At 64.8% G+C, this 17,823-nt stretch carries 12 protein-coding genes and 2 pseudogenes; 7 read left to right on the top strand and 7 right to left on the bottom strand.

The window, feature by feature from the left end:
- The first annotated feature begins 351 nt into the window (after positions 1-351).
- Genes X946_RS05385 through arsC form a run of 3 tightly spaced genes read left to right on the top strand, consistent with a single transcriptional unit; the run spans position 352 to position 2,205 of the window.
- Positions 352-684 (top strand): ArsR/SmtB family transcription factor, encoded by a 333-nt coding sequence (locus X946_RS05385; protein WP_038744752.1) that lies wholly within the window; start codon positions 352-354, stop codon positions 682-684.
- A complete protein-coding gene (arsB, locus tag X946_RS05380; protein WP_038744751.1) occupies positions 681-1,757 on the top strand; it encodes an ACR3 family arsenite efflux transporter in 1,077 nt (358 codons plus the stop codon). Before X946_RS05385 ends, arsB begins: the two co-directional genes overlap by 4 nt.
- 22 nt (positions 1,758-1,779) lie before the next feature.
- On the top strand, positions 1,780-2,205 hold the full coding sequence (gene arsC / locus X946_RS05375) for an arsenate reductase (glutaredoxin) (protein WP_038744834.1): 426 nt from the start codon (positions 1,780-1,782) through the stop codon (positions 2,203-2,205).
- 70 nt (positions 2,206-2,275) lie between these two features.
- Here the strand turns inward: arsC and X946_RS05370 are convergent, their stop codons facing one another.
- The gene (locus tag X946_RS05370) at positions 2,276-4,003 is read right to left on the bottom strand and encodes a sensor histidine kinase (RefSeq protein ID WP_038744749.1); all 1,728 of its coding nucleotides are present in this window, start codon (positions 4,001-4,003) and stop codon (positions 2,276-2,278) included.
- Between the two features lie 781 nt (positions 4,004-4,784).
- Here X946_RS05370 and X946_RS05365 point away from each other — a divergent pair.
- Positions 4,785-5,813, top strand: coding sequence for a sulfonate ABC transporter substrate-binding protein (locus X946_RS05365; RefSeq protein WP_038744747.1), 1,029 nt, complete (start codon positions 4,785-4,787; stop codon positions 5,811-5,813).
- A gap of 368 nt (positions 5,814-6,181) precedes the next feature.
- Here X946_RS05365 and X946_RS05360 read toward each other — a convergent pair whose 3' ends face one another.
- From X946_RS05360 to X946_RS05350, 3 genes are all read right to left on the bottom strand, one after another.
- Positions 6,182-6,640, bottom strand: a complete 459-nt coding sequence (locus tag X946_RS05360; RefSeq protein ID WP_038744746.1) for a transposase — start codon at positions 6,638-6,640, stop codon at positions 6,182-6,184.
- A gap of 557 nt (positions 6,641-7,197) precedes the next feature.
- Positions 7,198-8,403 (bottom strand): phosphoglycerate dehydrogenase, encoded by a 1,206-nt coding sequence (serA, locus tag X946_RS05355; protein ID WP_231752875.1) that lies wholly within the window; start codon positions 8,401-8,403, stop codon positions 7,198-7,200.
- Between the two features lie 366 nt (positions 8,404-8,769).
- The gene (locus X946_RS05350; protein ID WP_038744742.1) at positions 8,770-9,807 is read right to left on the bottom strand and encodes an AraC family transcriptional regulator; all 1,038 of its coding nucleotides are present in this window, start codon (positions 9,805-9,807) and stop codon (positions 8,770-8,772) included.
- 186 nt (positions 9,808-9,993) lie between these two features.
- On the opposite strand from X946_RS05350, the gene X946_RS05345 reads away from it, so the two are divergent.
- Positions 9,994-11,073 carry a fatty acid desaturase gene (locus X946_RS05345; protein ID WP_038744741.1) on the top strand — a complete coding sequence of 360 codons (1,080 nt, stop codon included), beginning with the start codon at positions 9,994-9,996 and terminating at the stop codon, positions 11,071-11,073.
- 147 nt (positions 11,074-11,220) lie between these two features.
- Here the strand turns inward: X946_RS05345 and X946_RS05340 are convergent, their stop codons facing one another.
- From X946_RS05340 to X946_RS05335, 3 genes are all read right to left on the bottom strand, one after another.
- On the bottom strand, positions 11,221-13,071 hold the full coding sequence (locus X946_RS05340; protein ID WP_038744740.1) for a M24 family metallopeptidase: 1,851 nt from the start codon (positions 13,069-13,071) through the stop codon (positions 11,221-11,223).
- A 333-nt stretch (positions 13,072-13,404) separates the two neighbouring features.
- A complete protein-coding gene (locus X946_RS33225; RefSeq protein ID WP_161788639.1) occupies positions 13,405-13,902 on the bottom strand; it encodes a hypothetical protein in 498 nt (165 codons plus the stop codon).
- Between the two features lie 335 nt (positions 13,903-14,237).
- Entirely contained in the window at positions 14,238-15,524 is a 1,287-nt protein-coding gene (locus X946_RS05335; RefSeq protein ID WP_326929473.1) for a M24 family metallopeptidase, read from the bottom strand.
- A 679-nt stretch (positions 15,525-16,203) separates the two neighbouring features.
- Between X946_RS05335 and X946_RS35860 the strand changes: the two are divergent.
- Positions 16,204-16,917: pseudogene (locus X946_RS35860) on the top strand (IS3 family transposase); the annotation flags it as partial.
- Positions 16,918-17,640, top strand: a pseudogene (locus X946_RS35855) (IS3 family transposase); the annotation flags it as partial.
- Positions 17,641-17,823 lie beyond the last annotated feature (183 nt).

Genomic DNA, 17,823 nt, shown 5'->3' with positions numbered 1-17,823 from the left:
AAGCCGCGCGGACGGCGCGCGCCCGCTCGACGAAAACACGATGTAAGGATCGGCGATTCTATCGAAACGCGCTGCGGCGTGCTGTCGACTTTTGTTCGCGCCTTTTCGAAGAATGCGCTCTGGCGCCGCTCCGCCGCTCGTTCGCGCAACGCCGCGCGCCGCGCCCGCCGAGCCGGCAGCGCGCCGGTTGCCGCCGCCGGCTCGCGAGGGCCGGGACGGCATGGGCGGAAGGCCGGACAACGTGAACGGGACAAAGCGAAGCAGGCCGGCACGAGCAACGGCCGCCTGCTCCGCCGCCGCATTATTTCAATATTTCTTGAAATAATGAATCGATGCGGCTATCCTCCGCGCATGGACTCATCCATCGTCATCCGCGCGCTCGGCGCGCTCGCTCATGAATCCCGGCTCGCGATCTACCGCCTGCTCGTCGTCGCCGGCGCGGACGGCATGCCGGCCGGCGATCTCGCCCAAGCGCTCGACATCGCGCCATCGCGCCTGTCGTTCCATTTGAAGGACCTCGCGCACGCGTCGCTCGTGCACGCGCGCCAGGACGGCCGCTACGTGATCTACTCCGCCAACTTCGGCGCGATGAACGAGCTGATCGGCTTTCTGACCGACAACTGCTGCGCGGGCGCGCCTTGCGGCATCGCGCGCGGCGCCGTCTGCAAGGAGGCCGGGCAATGACGCAATCGGCCCGCATCGGCCTGCCGCCCCGCCCGGCGATCGGCTTCTTCGAGCGCTATCTGAGCGCGTGGGTCGCGCTTTGCATCGTCGCCGGCATCGCGCTCGGCAAGCTGCTGCCCGGCTTCTTCCATGCGCTCGCGCGGCTCGAGATCGCGCACGTGAACGTCCCCGTCGGCCTGCTGATCTGGGTGATGATCGTGCCGATGCTGCTGAAGATCGACTTCGCGTCGCTCTCGCAAGTCGGGCGACACTGGCGCGGGATCGGCGTCACGCTCGCCGTCAATTGGCTCGTCAAGCCGTTCTCGATGGCGCTTCTCGGCTGGCTGTTCGTGCGCCACCTGTTCGCGCATTGGCTGCCCGCGAGCGAGCTCGACAGCTACGTCGCCGGCCTGATCCTGCTCGCCGCGGCGCCGTGCACCGCGATGGTGTTCGTGTGGTCGCAGCTCTGCGACGGCGATCCGTATTTCACGCTGTCGCAGGTCGCGCTGAACGACGCGGTGATGGTCGTCGCATTCGCGCCGCTCGTCGCGCTGCTGCTCGGCCTGTCGGCGATCGTCGTGCCCTGGGACACGCTGCTCGTGTCGGTCGGCCTTTACATCGTCGCGCCCGTCGCCTTCGCGCAGTGCTTGCGCCGCGTGCTGCTCGCGCGCGGCGAGAACCGCCTGCAACGCACGATCGCCGCGCTCGGCCCGTGGTCGATCGCCGCGCTCCTCGCGACGCTCGTGCTGCTGTTCGCGTTCCAGGGCCAGGCGATCGTCGACGCGCCGCTCGTCATCGCGCTCCTCGCCGTGCCGATCACGCTGCAAGTGCTCTTCAACTCGGGGCTCGCGTATCTCGTCAACCGGCGCCTGCGCGTCGCGCACTGCGTCGCCGGGCCGTCGAGCCTCATCGCGGCGAGCAATTTCTTCGAGCTCGCGGTCGCGACCGCGATCAGCCTGTTCGGCGTGCGCTCGGGCGCCGCGCTCGCCACGGTGGTCGGCGTGCTGATCGAAGTGCCCGTCATGCTGTTCGTCGTCGGCGTCGTCAACCGGTCGCGCCGCTGGTATGCGTCGGCGCTCGAGCGCGACGCCTGACCGAAATCCAGCGAGGTCCATGATGTCCGTCACGATCTATCACAACCCCGACTGCGGCACGTCGCGCAACACGCTCGCCATGATCCGCCACGCCGGCATCGAGCCGCGCATCGTCGAATATCTGAACGCGCCGCCCGAACGCGCGACGCTCGTCAGGCTGATCGCCGACGCGGGTCTCGCGGTGCGCGACGCGCTGCGCGAGAAGGGCACGCCGTATGCGGAGCTCGGCCTCGCCGACGCGACGCTCACCGACGCGCAACTGATCGACGCGATGCTCGCGCATCCGATCCTGATCAACCGGCCGTTCGTCGTCACGCCGCTCGGCGTGCGGCTCTGCCGGCCGTCCGAGCGCGTGCTGGAGATCCTGCCGTCGCCGCTGCGCGGCCCGTTCACGAAGGAAGACGGCGAAGTCGTGATCGACCCGCGCAGCCCGGGCGCCGGCCGCTGACGCGCGCGGCGGCTTCGCCGCACCACATCACACCACATCGCACCTCACCGCGCCACACCGCACCGCCGCGTCACTCGCGCAGCTCGCCGCTTTGCAGGACAGTCACGCCGTGCGACTGCACGAGCGGAATATGGACCTCGATTGCCGTACCCTGCCCCGGCGCCGTCTCCACCGACAGCGTGCCCTGCACCAGGTACGCGCGCTCGCGCAGGCCGACGAGCCCGAACGAATTCGGCTTGCGCGGATTCGCGGTGTCGAAGCCGACGCCGTCGTCGCGGATGCACAGCATCACCTCGCGATCGTCGGCGATGAGCCGGATGTCGACGTGCGATGCGCGCGCGTGACGCCCGACGTTCGTCAGCGATTCCTGCAGGATGCGGAACGTCGTGCTCGCCTGCGGCTCGCCGAGATCGAGCTCGGGCGGCTCGACGATCAGCGAGCAATCGATTCCATGCCGCTGCTGGAACGCCTGCACGAGCCACTGGATCGCCGGGACGAGCCCGAGATCGTCGAGCATCAGCGGCCGCAGATCGGACGCGATCCGGCGCGTCGCCGCCACCGCGCCGTCGAGCAGCCCGCGCATCTCCGAGAAGCGTCCCGCGAGCTCATTGCCCGCCGTCGACACGCGTTCGAGATCGAGCCGCAGCATCGCGAGCGTCTGCGCGAGCTCGTCGTGCAACTCGCGCGCGATGCGGCCGCGCTCCTGCTCGCGCGCGGTCGAACTGATCGCGGCGATCTCGCGCAGCTCTTCGCGCGAGCGCGCGAGCGCCTCCTCCGCGCGCTCGCGCTCGGCGATCTCGCGCCGCAGCTCGCTGTTCGCGGCGAGCAGCTCGCGCGTGCGCTCGGCGACGCGCTGCTCGAGCAGCTCGTTCGCTTCGTTCAACTGCACGGTTTTCTCCTGCACGCGCCGGTGCTCGACCCGCTCGCCCTGCAGCGCATGAACCGTGCGCGCGTACAGCTTGCCGTTCTCGAGCAACAGCGCGAGCAGCACGAAGCTCGACGCGACGAGGCCGTAGATGCGCCCCGCGTAGAAGCCGAGATCGAAGCGCCCGTGATTGAGGACGGCCGACAGCGCAATGTCGAGGAGCCACGCGCACAGCACGACGACGAGCCACAGATCGAGCACCGAATGCGGCCGACGCGACGCGAGCAGGATCAGCGCGCCGAGCGTCGTCAGCCAGACCGTCGTGACGACGCCGCGCATGAGCGGCGTGTAGTGCTGATTCTGCATGATCGCGGGCAGCAGTTCGCGGCCGCTCGTCGCGAGCGCGGCGAACGCGCCCGTCGCGACGAGCGCCGTGCCGACGCAGGCGATCACGGGCAGCGCGAGCCGCCCGGTGTAGAGCGGCTGCCCGCGCTCGCGGCGGCTGACGAACGTATAGGCGATGACGCAAAGCGGAAAGCCGCCGTGCCAGAACATGTAGAGCCATGCGGTCGTCTGCGGGCCCGCGTCGAGCAGTCCGCTCGGCAGGAAGAGGCCGGGGAACGTGAGCATGTGCACGCTCGCCATGCAGGCCGTGAACAAATAGCCGCCGGCGAGCACGACGAGCGACGTGGTGCGCAGGATGCCGAACTGGCCGAGCAGCAGGCCCGCCGTGATCAGATCGCAGATCACGATCGCCGACTGATAGATCGGAATGAACGCCCAGACCTGCGGCATCTGGATGCGCACGAACGGCGCGAGCGTGGCGAACAGGACCACGGACAGCACCACCGCCGTCATCGCGAGCCTGCGCTCGCGGCGCTCCGGCTGTAGCGTCGACAGGAAAATTCTCGATTCGTCCGCCAACTCGCCCATTCTGGTTCCCCCCATCGGCAAGCTTGCTCGCTGCTCGGGCATGTCGCGCGATCCCGCGGCGCGCCTATTATGAAATCGATCTTGACTCATGAAAAGCAGGGGCGCACCGGGCGGGATCGGCGGCGGGCGTGGGCGCTGCGACGCAGCAATCGTGGTTTCGCGGAGATGGATCGGTTCCGCCCAGGCGGGCTGCGGGGCTCGGGATTCGCACGCCTGGCGCTCGGGTGCCGTGCGCCGGGCCGCTCGATGATGTTGGAGCGCGAATCCTCGAGCGTCGAACCGGGCGATGGTCGTCGAGTTCCTCCGTGCGACAACGCTCATCGGATGCTCAGGGCCCGGCTCGGTCGCCCGCTTCCCGCTCCCGAAATCGCACCGTCAAGCCTGTGCACTGCGCCACCCGATAATCGCCGCGCATCGAGCATGGCGGTCCGAGCCGGGCGCGATGTGGCGCGCCACGAATGCTCGACGCGCCGACATGCGCTCGACCAATGCGCCACGCGCGCACGGCAGGCATTCATCGGCGATGCTCCGTGCTCCGTGTTCCGTGTTCCGTGCCCTGTGTTCTGCGCCCTCGCACACACGCACGCCAAGCCGAGCCACGCCACGCTCACAAATTCTTTCACGCGAAATCGATAGCAGAACAAAGTCGAAGCCGGCCATTGACCCGCTTCGCGCGCGCCGACGATGATGACGACGGATTCGCGACGCGGCCGCGCGGCCGCGAATCGTGCAAGCGGCGCGATCGCATCGCGCGCAAGAACCGCATCGACCGAAAAGCCACATGACCGATCACGATACGCCTCGCACCACCACCGCTCTCCCCCGCGCCCACGACGACACGCGACGCACGCTGCTCAAAGCGGCGGGCGCGGCCGCGTTCGCCGCCCCGCTGTTGGGCGGCCTCGCCGCGTTGTCGGCAAGCGGCGCCGCGCACGCGCAGCGCAACGCGAAAACGCTGCGGATCGGCTATCAGAAATACGGCAACTTCGTCGTCCTGAAAGCGCGCGGCTCGCTCGAGAAGCGGCTCGCGGATCAGCACGTCGCGATCCAGTGGGTCGAGTTTCCCGGCGGGCCGCAACTGCTCGAAGGCCTGAACGCCGGCGCGATCGACGTCGGCACCGTCGGCGAGACGCCGCCCGTGTTCGCGCTCGCGGGCGGCGTCGATTTCGTCTACGTCGGCAGCGAGCCGCCCGCGCCGCAGGGCGAAGCGATCGTCGTGCCGCACGATTCGCCGATTCGCGCGCTCGCCGATCTGCGCGGCAAAAGGATCGCGCTCAACAAAGGCTCGAACGTTCACTTTCTGCTCGTCAAGGCGCTGCAGCGCGCGAAGATCGACTACCGCGACATCACGCCCGTCTATCTCGCGCCCGCCGACGCACGCGCGGCGTTCGCGCAACGCGGCGTCGACGCCTGGGTGATCTGGGACCCCTATCTCGCCGCGGTCGAGCGGCAAGCGAACGCGCGCGTGATCGCGAACGGAGAGGGGCTCGTGAACAACACGCAGTACTACCTCGCGAGCCGGAAGTTCGCCGACGCCGAGCCGCAACTCGTGCGCGCGCTGCTCGACGAAGTCGGCGCGGTCGATCGCTGGGCGCGCGAGAACGTGGCCGCCGTCGCGGCGCAATTGTCACCGCTCGTCGGCCTCGACACGGCGACGCTCGAACGCGCGTTGAAGCGCGCAAGCTACGGCGTGCAGCCGATCGACGCCTCGGCGCTCGCATATCAGCAGCAAATCGCCGATACGTTTGCGAGCCTCAAGCTGATTCCGCGCAAGATCGACGTCGCGGCCGCGCGCTGGCAAGCGGCGTAGGTCCTCGCCTGTCGCACTTGTCGCGAGCGAAACGCCGAGCGCGGCTCGCTTGCGACGGACGATGCGCCGACATCCGTTCGCCGCTCGCATGGGATACGGCGCGATTGCTCGTCGCATCGGCCAAATCAGGCAATCGCGCATTGCACGGGGATCGAATGGGCGGGCATGCTCGAACGCGTCGATGGATGCGTCGAGCGACACACGCTCGCGCGGCCGTTTGCATCACGCCCAGCCACGACATCGAACGCGCGCGGCATACTACGGGCCATTCGCAACCGGTCGATTGCTCGTCGACCGCCGAGCGTCACCGGGCCGCGACGACGAATTCCACAGCCCGCAACGCGAAGCATCGCACGCACCGCCGTCCGTCAGCCCGCGCCGCCCTCTCCGCATTCCGGCGCGCGGCCGTCCCTGCCCGCATCGGCCGCGCCGCCGCCGGCGGCCGGCGCGCACCAGGATTCAGGGCTGCTCCAGAGCGCGTTGTGCCGGAACCGGCGGCGCGCCCGCGCGTGCGGCTTCGCATCGGCCGAGCCGATCCGATCGAGCAATTCCACCTGCCGCCCGGACGAACGCAATCGCTCGACGAACGCGGCAAGCGTGCCGTCCGCGGACCATTCGTCGAAACGACGGCGGCAAGTCGGCGACGACGGATAGCGACGCGGCAGCGCGGCCCAGCACTCGCCCGTCGTCAACACCCACAACACGGCGTTCGCGACCGCCCGCGCCTGCGCGCGCGGCCGGCCGCAGCGTGTGTTCCTCACCGGCTGCGCCGCCAGCAATCCCTCGATACGCGCCCATTCGTCATCGCTCAACTCTTCGAACTGCATCGTCAGCCCTCTTCGAGAAATCGGCGCGAACGCACTCGCACATGTCGTGCACGACGCCGATGAAACGCCTGTCAGCCGCGGCAGACCCAAGCGCGAACCGCCGCGCGGGCTTCGTGCAATCGTTCGGGATGCAAGCGTGCGCGCACGACGCCGCCGAAGCGGTGTCATAAGGACGCCGGATGGAACACCGACAGCGTGCGGATCGAAAGCCGCACGATACACGAACCCCCTTCCCCAGATAAATTCGTTATTGTTCTATGTAAATCTCAGGATCTCGATTCGACTCCATCGAGCGTGCATCGCGTCTCGGCGATGTGATTCGTCGCGGCCAATTCCGGCTCTGCCGTGTAACGCGAATGGGCGAGCCTGTCGCTCGTGCGCTCCGGATTCGGTGATCCGTTCGAGCGCCGTCGTCGCGCGACGATTCGATTGGAGCGCAATATTACACGCGGGGCGCGAGAAATCCAACGCTGTCAAAATCGACAGGGCTGCGGCAGTGCATCAAAGATGCATGCCGCATGACGCCCGGTCCCTTGCCATTACGCCCGCGCGCCGCCTCATGCGCTGCGAAGCAGCCGGCTGCGCGTGAATGCGCGATCGCGGTTCAGTTTGTCGAGAAATGCATCCGACGGCACCCGGTCGAGATCGGTCACCACATAGCCGATGTCGCCGCGCGTCTGCAAATGCTGCGCGACGACATTCGCGCCTTCCTGCGCGAGCAGCGTGTTCAGCACCGCAAGCACGCCCGGCGTGTTGCCGTGCACGTTCAGGAGCCGCGCGGCCGACGTGCATTCGCCGGGGCTCACTTGCGGAAAATTGACCGCGCCCGCGGTATCGCCTCGCGTCAGGAACGCGACGAGCTTCGACGACACTTCCGCGCCGATGCTCTCCTGCGCTTCCTGCGTGCTGCCGCCGATGTGCGGCGTCAGGATCACGTTCGGCAATCCTTGCAGCACGGATTCGAAGCGATCCGCGTTGCTCTTCGGCTCGTGCGGAAACACGTCGATCGCGGCGCCGCTCAGGTGCTTTTGCGCGAGCGCGTCGCGCAGCGCATCGATATCGACGACGGTGCCGCGCGACGCATTGATCAGGATTGCATTCGATTTGAATTGCGCGAGCACGGCAGCATCGATCATGTTGCGCGTCGACGCGTTCGCCGGCACGTGCAGCGTGACGACGTCCGCCTGCGCGATCGCCTCACCGAGCGAACGCGCGGGCTGCGCGGAACCGAGCGACAGCTTCGCCTGCACGTCGAAATAGACGACCTTCATGCCGAGCGCCTCGGCCAGCACGCCCACCTGCGCGCCGATGTTGCCGTAGCCGACGATCGCGATCGTCTTGCCGCGCGTCTCGAACGATCCGCCCGCGCCCTTCGCCCATTCGCCCGCGTGCGCGAGCGCGCTTTTCTCCGGCACGCGCCGCAGCAGCAGGATCGCCTCCGCGATCACGAGCTCCGCGACCGATCGCGTATTCGAGAACGGCGCGTTGAACACCGGAATGCCGTGGTGCGCGGCGGCCGACAAATCGACCTGCGACGTGCCGATGCAAAAGCAACCGATCGCGAGCAGATGCCGCGCGGCGTCGATCTCGTCGCGCATCAGATGCGTCGCCGAGCGAATGCCGATCAGTTGATGAGGCTGCAGCGCGCGCTTGAGCTCGTCGCCGGCGAGCGCGCCCTTGCGCCGCTCGATTTCGACGTTCGCGTCGATGAAATACCGGGATGCGCTGTCGTGAATGTTTTCGAGAAGAAGAACGGAAGTCATGTTGCGGAGCGTGTTGAACGAGTCGTGACGAAAGCCGGGAATCCCGACGCGGCATGCGCACGCACACGAGCCGTTCGCACCGATCTCGCACTACGCCGCGCATCTCGCGCCGCCGTCCAAAAATCGTATGCCTTGAGCCAGCGCAACACAAGCTTGCCGGCATATCCTATTTTGCGTGGGGAATTGCGGCTTGAGATCGCCGAAGCAATGCGTACGCGATGTCGCGAAAACGCATCGACGCGAACGCGAACGTCCCTGCTCGCGACAGGTGTATCCGAAATGCGCGTTGCGCGCACTTCAGGCATGCATCGGCCTCGTCTCTCCGGGACGAGGCGCGTCGCGCAATCGCGGGGCCGCGCGTCGCGCTCAGCGCCGGCTGCTCGGCGACGTGCCCGTCCAGCGCCGGAACGCGCGGCTGAAGTTCGCCCGATCCGTGTAACCGACGCGCACCGCGATCTCGTCGACCGTCAGCAGCGTGCCTTCGAGCAGGCGCAGCGCGTCGCGCAGCCGGATTTCGTCGAGCAGCGCCGAATACGTCGCGCCGTAGTCGCTCAGCTTGCGCTTGAGCGTGCGCTCGGACAGATGCAGCTCGCGCGCGAGTTCGTCGAGCGACGGGTAGCCATCGCTGCCGCGGATCAGCAGATTGCGCACGCGCTCGACGATGCTCTCCGCATAGCCGAGCCGCGCGAGCTCCGCTTCGCACTGCTGGACGATCATCTGAGCGGTCTGCGCGTTCGCGGTCTTGATCGGCTCGTCGAGCAGCGCGGCTTCGCAGCGGATCTGATTGGCGGGCGCATCGAAATGACAGCGCGGCAGGCGATCGCGGTAACGCGCGAAATAAGGCGGCTCGGGCCACTCGAAGCACAGCTCGGCGTTCGCCTTCATCGTCTTGTCATGCGACGGCGTGAGCAACGAGTTGAACAGGATCGCCGTCTCGACCATGAAGTTCTCGACGGCGAATTGCCGCAGCCTGCCGAGCGGAAACGCTTCGAGGATGTCGATCTGCACGGTGTGCTCGAATTCCGTGAGACGCACGGAAAAGAACGGCACGCGCGTCGGCAGATAGCGGATGCCGAGCTGGATCGCCTCGCCGAGCGTCGCGCAACTCATCAGGCCGAAGCCGATCAGCCCCGACTTCGTCAGACTGCTGCGCAAGCCGATCTCGATCGCGATCGACGGATCGTTCGTTTTCCCGAGCAAATTGAACACGATCGCCGCCTGCTGCAGCGGCGTGATGCGCGCGTCCGGCTCTTCGAGCTTCGCGCGCGTGACGCCCGTGTTCGCGAGAATGTCCGCATCGGCAATGCCGCGCTCCTCGGCCAGCATCAGCATGAAGAGTGCATACGCCGACGACACGGTCGCCTTGTTCAATTGCCTCGTAGGGTCCGGAATGGACGTGGCCATGCATCGACTCCGAGCGTTGACCGGCCGATTATAGCGACGGATGGCCTCAGATGACACATCGCAGTGCCGCAAATTGGCCTCAAATGACTCGCCCTTTGGCACGACCGGCTCTCACGCGTGATGCGCCGGCGGCTCTAAGATGGTGTCATCGGCACACCGCCGATTTCAGGGATACGGATTCGAACAATGAACAAGTCCAAGACTTTGCGCTTCAAGAACGACGCGGAAAAGGTCGCGTACGTTCGCAACGAGGTCAACGCCGCGAGCGACGCCGTGCGCGCGAAATACCCGCTGCTCGACAATCAGAATCTCGTCGGCGCGACGGTGATGGCGCTGTGTGTCGCGACGCTGCTCGGCAGCGCATATCTGTATGCGGCGGGCGTGATCGCGTGGTACGTCGCGCTCCCCGTCGCGACGCTCGCGACGTCGCTGATCCACGAACTCGAGCACGACCTGATCCACTTGATGTACTTCAAGAAGACGCCGTGGGCCTATCATCTGATGATGACGCTCTGCTGGCTCACCCGCCCCGGCACGATCAACCCGTGGACGCGTCGCCGCATGCATCTGCACCATCACAAGGTGTCGGGCGGCGAATCCGATCTCGAGGAATACGGAATCACCAACGGCGAGCGCTGGGGCTTGAAGCGCCTGCTGATGCTCGCCGACGGCATGCTCGCCGTCGCGCTGCGGCCGCTCGGCATGCGCCGCAAGGTGCTGCAGTACGTCGCGGCGCAGCCTGCCCAGCAGCGCGGCGATCGCGTGCGGCTGCGCGTCGAGCAACTGATGTCGTACATGCCGATCGGCCACGTCTACTTCGTGCTCTGGCATGCGTTCATCGCATACCACGTCGGGCTTTTCGCGCTGCATGCGCTCGGCTATCAGCCGGACGTGCCGACGTTCGTCCAGCAGGCGATGCATGTCGTCGACTTTCTCGCGGTGACCTGGCTCGGGCCGAATTTCGTGCGCAGCTTCTGCATCAACTTCATCAGCTCGAACATGCACTACTTCGGCGACATCGATTCGCGCAACGTCATCCAGCAAACGCAAGTGCTCAATCCGTGGTGGCTGATTCCGGTGCAGTTGTTCTGCTTCAACTTCGGCAGCACGCATGCGATTCACCACTTCGTCGTGCGCGATCCGTTCTACATCCGCCAGCTGACCGCGAAGCGGGCGCACGCGGCGATGCGCGCGGTCGGCGTGCGCTTCAACGACATCGGCACCTTCCGTCGCGCGAACCGCTGGAGCGAAACGCGCGTCGCGTGACGCGCGCGGCGGGCGGCGCGCGACGCTCGGTCGCGCCGCAGTCGGCACATTCACCGAGCGCTCGCAAAAAAACGCCGCCGGGCGATCATCCGGCGGCGTTTTTTCTTTTCACGTCCGGCGCGCGTCCGGCGCACCGCACGTCTCTCTCTACAGCAGCGGGCAATGCGTGACGTTCGTGCCGCGCTCGACGCACAACCGCTCGTAATCACGCAGATAGGCGCGCTCGTCATCGGCGAGCAGATCGAGATCGATCAGATCCCAGTCGTAGCCGACCGTCACGAGGTTTTCGAACTCCATCGCATTCGGCTCTTGATCGCTCGGATGAATGACGACGATGTTCTCGATGCGCACGCCGCCCTTGCCCGGCAAATAAATGCCCGGCTCGACCGAAATCACCGCGTTCGGCACGAGGCCGTACTTCGAGCCCATGTTGAATCGCACGCCGCCTTCATGCACGTGAATGCCGATTCCGTGCCCCGTGCCGTGGTTGTAGTCGTAGCCGTGCGCGCGGCAGACATCGCGCACGGCTGCGTCGACGTCCGCACCCGTCGCGTCCTTCGAGAAGCGCGTGACGAGCCCCTTGATGCACGCCTTCAGCGCGACCGTGTAGATCTCGCGTTGCCACGGCTGCGGCTGCGTATCGGCGCGGGTCCGACGCAGCACGACGCGTGTGCAATCGGTCGCGAAGCCGCCGCCGAAATACGCGCCGCTGTCGAGCAGCACGAGTTCGCCTTCCGTCAGCTCGACGTCGGGGCTCACCGCCGTGTAGTGCGCGGATGCGCTGTTCGCGCCGTTCGCCGCCACCGTCGTGAAGCTGAGCGCCACGGCCGAGCGCGCGGCGTATGCCTCGCTGATCACGCGCGCGAGATCGAATTCCGAATGCCGCTTGCCCGGCTCGCCCGTCTTCGCCCAGCGCATCGCCTCGGCAATCGCCTCGGAGCCGCGCGTGAACGCATCGCGGAACTGGTCCAGCACCTGCGGCGTCTTGCTCGCGCGCATCGCTTCGACCGGATTGTGATCGACGTGACGGGCGCCGGGCCACACGCGGCGCACCGTATCGGGCAGCGCGCAGTTGACCGCTTCGAAGCCGTAGTACACGTGCTCGACGTCGAATTGCGCGAGGAAGCGCTCGAGCTCGGCGACGTCGTTGCGGATCACGCGCAGCGCCGGATACGATTCGATCCGCACCGCGCAGCGATCGAAACCGTCCGGCAGAAACAGCGCGACGGCCTCGCCGACGACGAACAGAAAGCCGACGTGAGACGACGCGTACGGCAGATGGTAGCCGCGGCTGTTCAGCAAATAGCTCAGATCGTCCGCCGCGCAAGAAAGAAACGCGGCCTTCGCGTGCGAATCGCCGAGATGCTCGCCGATGCGCCTGTTCAGCGTCGCGATGTTCTCCGCGATATCGACGCCCGTCACCGATCGCGGCAACTCGAAGATCGGCCGCTCGACGCTCCAGCCCGGCAATTCGATCGCCTTACCGATCTCGCCGCCTACAAGACCCGCCCATTGCAATCCGGCGTTCGCGGTGTGCGCGAACAAGCGCTCGCGCTGCGCGACGCTCAATCGCGGCGCATCGTAGCCGACGCGCTTGATTTCGGCCGCGTGCGCGGCGAGCCAGTCGGCAATCGCCGGCCACATCGCAACGTTGAGCCCTAGTTTCTCGACCTGCACGAGCGCGGGATCGCACTGCCTTTCCGCCTGCAAGTGATAGCGGCCGTCGACGAACAGCACGAATTGCGGCGCGCCGATGCGTTTCGCCGCGGCGGCGCTCAGGAATATGCCCGAGCCCACCGAACCGTCGAATCCGGACAACGCGTAGCGCGGGTTATTGCAGCGCGGCAGCCACTCGGAGATGTATTCGTCCTGGGACGTGACCACGAGCGCGTCGAGCTGTAGCGTGTCGATCAGACGAGACAGCCCTGCATGCGTGTCGACGATCGATGCGCAGTAGGATGTGAGGTCGGGAAAACTGTATTTCAGTCGGTCGATCATCGGCTGTCCCAATTGATGTCAGTAAGCGCGCAGCCGCTATCGCCGCGGCCGATAGGCAAAAAAATTACCTTTCGGGCGAAATTGCGTCAAGCTTAAATTTTCGTCCAGCTTAAACGAACGCAACCTTCCGGCAAAGGAGAAAGGTCTGCCGCGCAGGCATGCCGCACCGGCATGCCCGAAGATGAATCGCGCCACGCGACGATTTGGATGCTGCCTGCTCGAAAGAAACGACCGACATCGCACGGCCGGCGAGCGATCTGGCCAGCACCGCGCCAGCGAGTTCGGGCAGGCTCGCAGGCCGATACGCAACAAGCCCTGCCCGGCGTGAACAGACTATACACAAGATACACAAGACATCAGCATCGATTTTCCAAGCAGCGAGCGGCGAAATGTATACCCGTTGCGAACGATCGGTATGCGTTGGCGCGTGCCTGCAATCCGACAATCGATGCCGGCGAATAGCAGTACCGAAGATGTGTGCATCGTACGTCGCAATCCTGCGTCCATCACACCGTTAGTCGACGCGATCGACTGCGGCCGTGAGCGAATTGCATCAATGCGCAGCACGCGTCGCCCCAAAAGCGACAGACGGATGTCGCACATGTCGAAGTGCGCCGATTGCGCGCGCAGTTGCGCTCCCGAAATTGGCGTCACGCTGAAACGCTGCTTGTGACGTTTCGAACCGAGCCGTCGCAACAGCGATATCGTGAGCGAACGCATCCCGATCTTCGCGATCGGGTATGCAGCCGAGGTTGTTGACGCATCCGCAATGCGATGCCTGCGGCACCGTCCGAATCGATGCAAGGTACTCTGGATGTCCAAGATGATCATCCGCGTCGCCCTGCAGTCGACGTCCGCACCGCGGCTGCAATGTTCGTCAAACCTCGGATACGGCTTGCATGCCGCGTTGGCCTCATTGCTTTTTCAGAGCGGAACCGGCGCGTGATCGGCGATGGTCAGACGTTTTTGGGACGCAGCGATCACCGGCAAAAATCCGGCCGCTCGGCGCGATACGTACAGGACACAACGCACGCTCCGCCGACTCGCTCGTCATGCCGATGTCGACGCCGACCGCCGACATGCCTTCGCTGCCGGCCGTGTAACAACGAGGTGCCGACACTATCGATAGCGTCGACCACCGACACCCCCGACAACGGCTTGGATGCTCAACCCAATCCGAACGGATCATCGATGCTTCTTGCCGGCTGAGTGAACCATCGCGGGCCATCGGCGGTGATGTAGACGTGATCCTCGTGACGAACCCCGAATTCGTTCGGAACGCAAAGCATCGGCTCGATGCTGAAGCACATGCCTACGTCGAGCTCGGTTCGATCGCCGCCGACAAGATAGGGCCATTCGTGGATGTCCAGACCGATTCCGTGTCCTGTTCGATGCGGCAGACCCGGCAACGTATACCCCGGACCATAGCCGATCGATTGCAGATACGTGCGGACCGCACGATCGCCCTCTTCCGCCGAGACACCCGCCTTCACGCGCTCGAACGCGATCCGTTGGGCGTGCTTCTCGTGCTCCCAGACTTCGCGCTGACGCGCGTCAGCACTGCCGAACACGTATGTACGCGTGATGTCGGAGTGGTAGTCGTATAGTTGGCAGCCCGTATCGATGAGCACCATGTCGTTGTACTCGAGGCGCTTCGGACGCTTGACGCCGTGCGGGTAAGCCGTGTCCGGTCCGAACAGCACGATGCAGAATGTCGACCCGCGCCGCGCGCCCACCGCGCGATGTGCGTCGTCGATGAAGTCGAGCACTTCATCGGTAGCGATGCCTTCTCTCAAGATCGCCGCCGCGGCCTGGTGAACGCGCAGCGTCATGTCGTTCGCTCGCTGCATCAGCGCGAGTTCGGTCGCCGATTTGCGAATCCGGCACGCACGCGTGACGTCCGCTGCGCTGCGAATGCGCAATGCCGGTGCTCGTTCGCGAATGCCCTCATACATAAAATACGGCGCGGATTCGTCGAATCCGAGCGTACCGGCGCCGATTCCACGGCGTTCGACGACATCCGCGAGCAGTTGATACGGATTCTCGTCCTCGTCCCAACAGTGGATGTCGCCGGAAATCTGCATCATGCCGATGAACGTGCCGCGCTCGAACGCCGGCACGACATATTGCACCGGCCCCGACGCCGGAATCAGCGCGCCCGTCAGGCGTTCGCTGCGGCGCCATGCGACACCCGTGAAGTAGAGCAGGTTCGTCCCCGATTCGACATAGATCGCATCGAGGCCATACTGCGTCATCAGCGCCTGTGCGCGCTCGATTCGCGCGGCATACTCTGCGGGCTGGATCGGCGCGATGCCGCTCGTCATGTCGCCGAGTTTCGCCAGTTCCGTCGCTGCACTCGATCCGCCGATGCCGATTGCCATGGTTCGTTTCCCGATCGTTTCAAGAATTTCAAGATAACTCGTGCGTGGCACGTCCGATCGGCGCGCCGGCATGTCTGACTGCGCATTGCAGCACGAACGTCCCGCGCGTTAGACAAGGACACCACTCGACACAACACGCGCCGAGTACACTGCCCGCCCCTTCCCCGCCGGCAGCACGGCAATGTCTTGCTGCGAATGCCGATCGCAACACGGAATGCATCCGTTCCGGAATCAGAGGCGTTGAACCAACTGTTTAATTCTCCGAAGTAAATCTGCAATGAATAGCAGACATGCGCGTGCACTCATTCGACGACGTCACCATGCCGCCTTGCGATCGGCTGGCTTGCCGAATTCGCTCTGAATCGATGGCGGTGCCGAAACGTTCAACAGTAGTCGATCCGATACACCAGCAGCGCCCTATCTCATCGACATCGAAAGACAGTCTGCCTGATTCACTTTCAATCGGCGGCGTGCTAATAAAGCTGCCAACGGCGGCGCCTGAGTCTGCTCCACGTCGATTCGCGGAAGTACTCATACCCGCAAGGTCGACCCATTCAGTACCCGATTGGATCGAGGCATCCGCTTTATTCCCCACCTCATTCCTTGTTACCGAAATGAATCTAGATTACGTCATAATTTTGGTCAAGCTTAAATTTAAGCCGCGCAAAAATTGTATCTCGACTTGCGCCTTGACCTATCCCCCGCGTTTAGTACGGTGACGCTGTAGAGTCCGTTCCAGAGAGGAACGGCAATGAAGAAGCGATTTAACGAAGAACAAATCATCGGCATCTTGAAAGGAGCCGAGGCTGGCCTGAAGCCGGCGGAGCTGTGCTGCAAGTACGGCATCTCGGAAGCGACCTACTACAACTGGAAAACGAAGTTCGGCGGGATGACGGTCTCCGAAGCGCAGTGCCTAAAGGAGTTGGGGCAGGAGAACAACAAGCTCAAGCACCTACCGGCCGATTCGATGCTCGACATCCACGCGAACCACAAGCGCGTGCATCGCCTTTACCGCGAAGCGGGACTGGCCGCGCGGCGCCGTCGCCGGCGCCGCGGTGTGATGATTGAACGCGAGCAACTGGCTTTGCCGAATGGGCCCAACGAGGTTTGGTCAATCGACTTCGTGACGGACGCGCTTTCGAACGGGTGGCGTCTGAAGTGCTTGACCATCGTCGACGATTTCACCAAGGAGGCTGTCGATATCGTCGTGGACCACGGCATCTCGGGCTTGTATGTCGCTCGAGAGCTGGATATGGCAACGCGTTTCCGAGGCTATCCCAAAGCGCTGCGAACGGACCAGGGCTCCGAGTTTACGAGCCGTGCGCTCGACCGATGGGCATACGCCAACGGCGTGACGTTGAAATTGATTCAAGCTGGCAAGCCAACGCAGAATGCATACATTGAGTCGTTCAACGGCAAGTTCCGCGATGAATGCCTTAACGAGCACTGGTTCACGACGCTCGCCCAGACTGCATTGCGGCAGCGCATGTGTGAAATCGCGGCTACGCGGGTACGGTATGGATATCGGAAGATACGCGTGCTGCTCCTGCGGGAGGGCTATCAGGTCAGCAAGAATCGGCTGTACCGTCTGTATCGGGAGGAAGGTTTGTCGCTGCGCTACAGACCAAATCGCAAACGACGCGCCCAGATGAGCCGCCCGGCACGCGCGAAGTCGACGGCGGCAAATCAGGTGTGGAGTTTGGACTTTGTTGCCGACCAGCTTTCGAGCGGCCAGAGGTTCCGCGCACTGACCATCATTGATGTCTTCACCCGCGAAGCGCTCGCCATTGACGTTGGCCAGCGATTGGGCGCGTCAGATGTCGTGCGCGTGTTGGGTGAACTGAAGGCCAAACGCGAAGCGCCTCGTACACTGTTGTGTGATAACGGCTCGGAATTTACGAGTCAGGTGATGGACCTGTGGGCTTACCATCAAAAGGTCGAGATTGCCTTCAGTCGGCCCGGCAAGCCAACGGATAACGCATTCGTGGAGTCGTTCAACGGCACGCTGCGCGATGAATGCCTGAACGCGCACTGGTTTACCGATGCCAGGGCGCAGATTGAGCGATGGCGGGTCGAGTACAACGAGAGTCGGCCTCACAGGGCTCTCGGTGAAGTGGCGCCTGCCGAATACGCCCGTCAGTTGGGCCTGCAGGCCCAACTGACGGACCAACAGAAAGCCGAAGACTAACATTGCTGCTGGCACTGAAAGCCGGTACCGCTCATAAAGGGACTTTGCTAGAAGTCCATTGGCCCTATTGAAGGGGGCAGGTCAGGTCGAATCCCAAGAGCGCGTGCGGACGGTCCGAGAGGCCCGCCCGCGCTCGAGCGAGAAGGGAGTCGAGGCGGGAGCTGGAGCGCGAGGCTCCTGCCG

This window comes from Burkholderia sp. ABCPW 111, from assembly GCF_000773065.1.
In the GTDB taxonomy this organism is placed as follows: domain Bacteria; phylum Pseudomonadota; class Gammaproteobacteria; order Burkholderiales; family Burkholderiaceae; genus Burkholderia; species Burkholderia savannae.
Note: the sequence above shows the minus strand (reverse complement) of the source record. Positions and strands in the feature narration are given on the sequence as shown.

Coding starts and splice junctions, on each gene's coding strand:
- X946_RS05385 (WP_038744752.1), top strand. CDS start 352: ATGGACTCATCCATCGTCATCCGCGCGCTCGGCGCGCTCGCTCATGAA.
- arsB (WP_038744751.1), top strand. CDS start 681: ATGACGCAATCGGCCCGCATCGGCCTGCCGCCCCGCCCGGCGATCGGC.
- arsC (WP_038744834.1), top strand. CDS start 1,780: ATGTCCGTCACGATCTATCACAACCCCGACTGCGGCACGTCGCGCAAC.
- X946_RS05370 (WP_038744749.1), bottom strand. CDS start 4,003: ATGGGCGAGTTGGCGGACGAATCGAGAATTTTCCTGTCGACGCTACAG.
- X946_RS05365 (WP_038744747.1), top strand. CDS start 4,785: ATGACCGATCACGATACGCCTCGCACCACCACCGCTCTCCCCCGCGCC.
- X946_RS05360 (WP_038744746.1), bottom strand. CDS start 6,640: ATGCAGTTCGAAGAGTTGAGCGATGACGAATGGGCGCGTATCGAGGGA.
- serA (WP_231752875.1), bottom strand. CDS start 8,403: ATGACTTCCGTTCTTCTTCTCGAAAACATTCACGACAGCGCATCCCGG.
- X946_RS05350 (WP_038744742.1), bottom strand. CDS start 9,807: ATGGCCACGTCCATTCCGGACCCTACGAGGCAATTGAACAAGGCGACC.
- X946_RS05345 (WP_038744741.1), top strand. CDS start 9,994: ATGAACAAGTCCAAGACTTTGCGCTTCAAGAACGACGCGGAAAAGGTC.
- X946_RS05340 (WP_038744740.1), bottom strand. CDS start 13,071: ATGATCGACCGACTGAAATACAGTTTTCCCGACCTCACATCCTACTGC.
- X946_RS33225 (WP_161788639.1), bottom strand. CDS start 13,902: ATGATCATCTTGGACATCCAGAGTACCTTGCATCGATTCGGACGGTGC.
- X946_RS05335 (WP_326929473.1), bottom strand. CDS start 15,524: ATGCCGGCGCGCCGATCGGACGTGCCACGCACGAGTTATCTTGAAATT.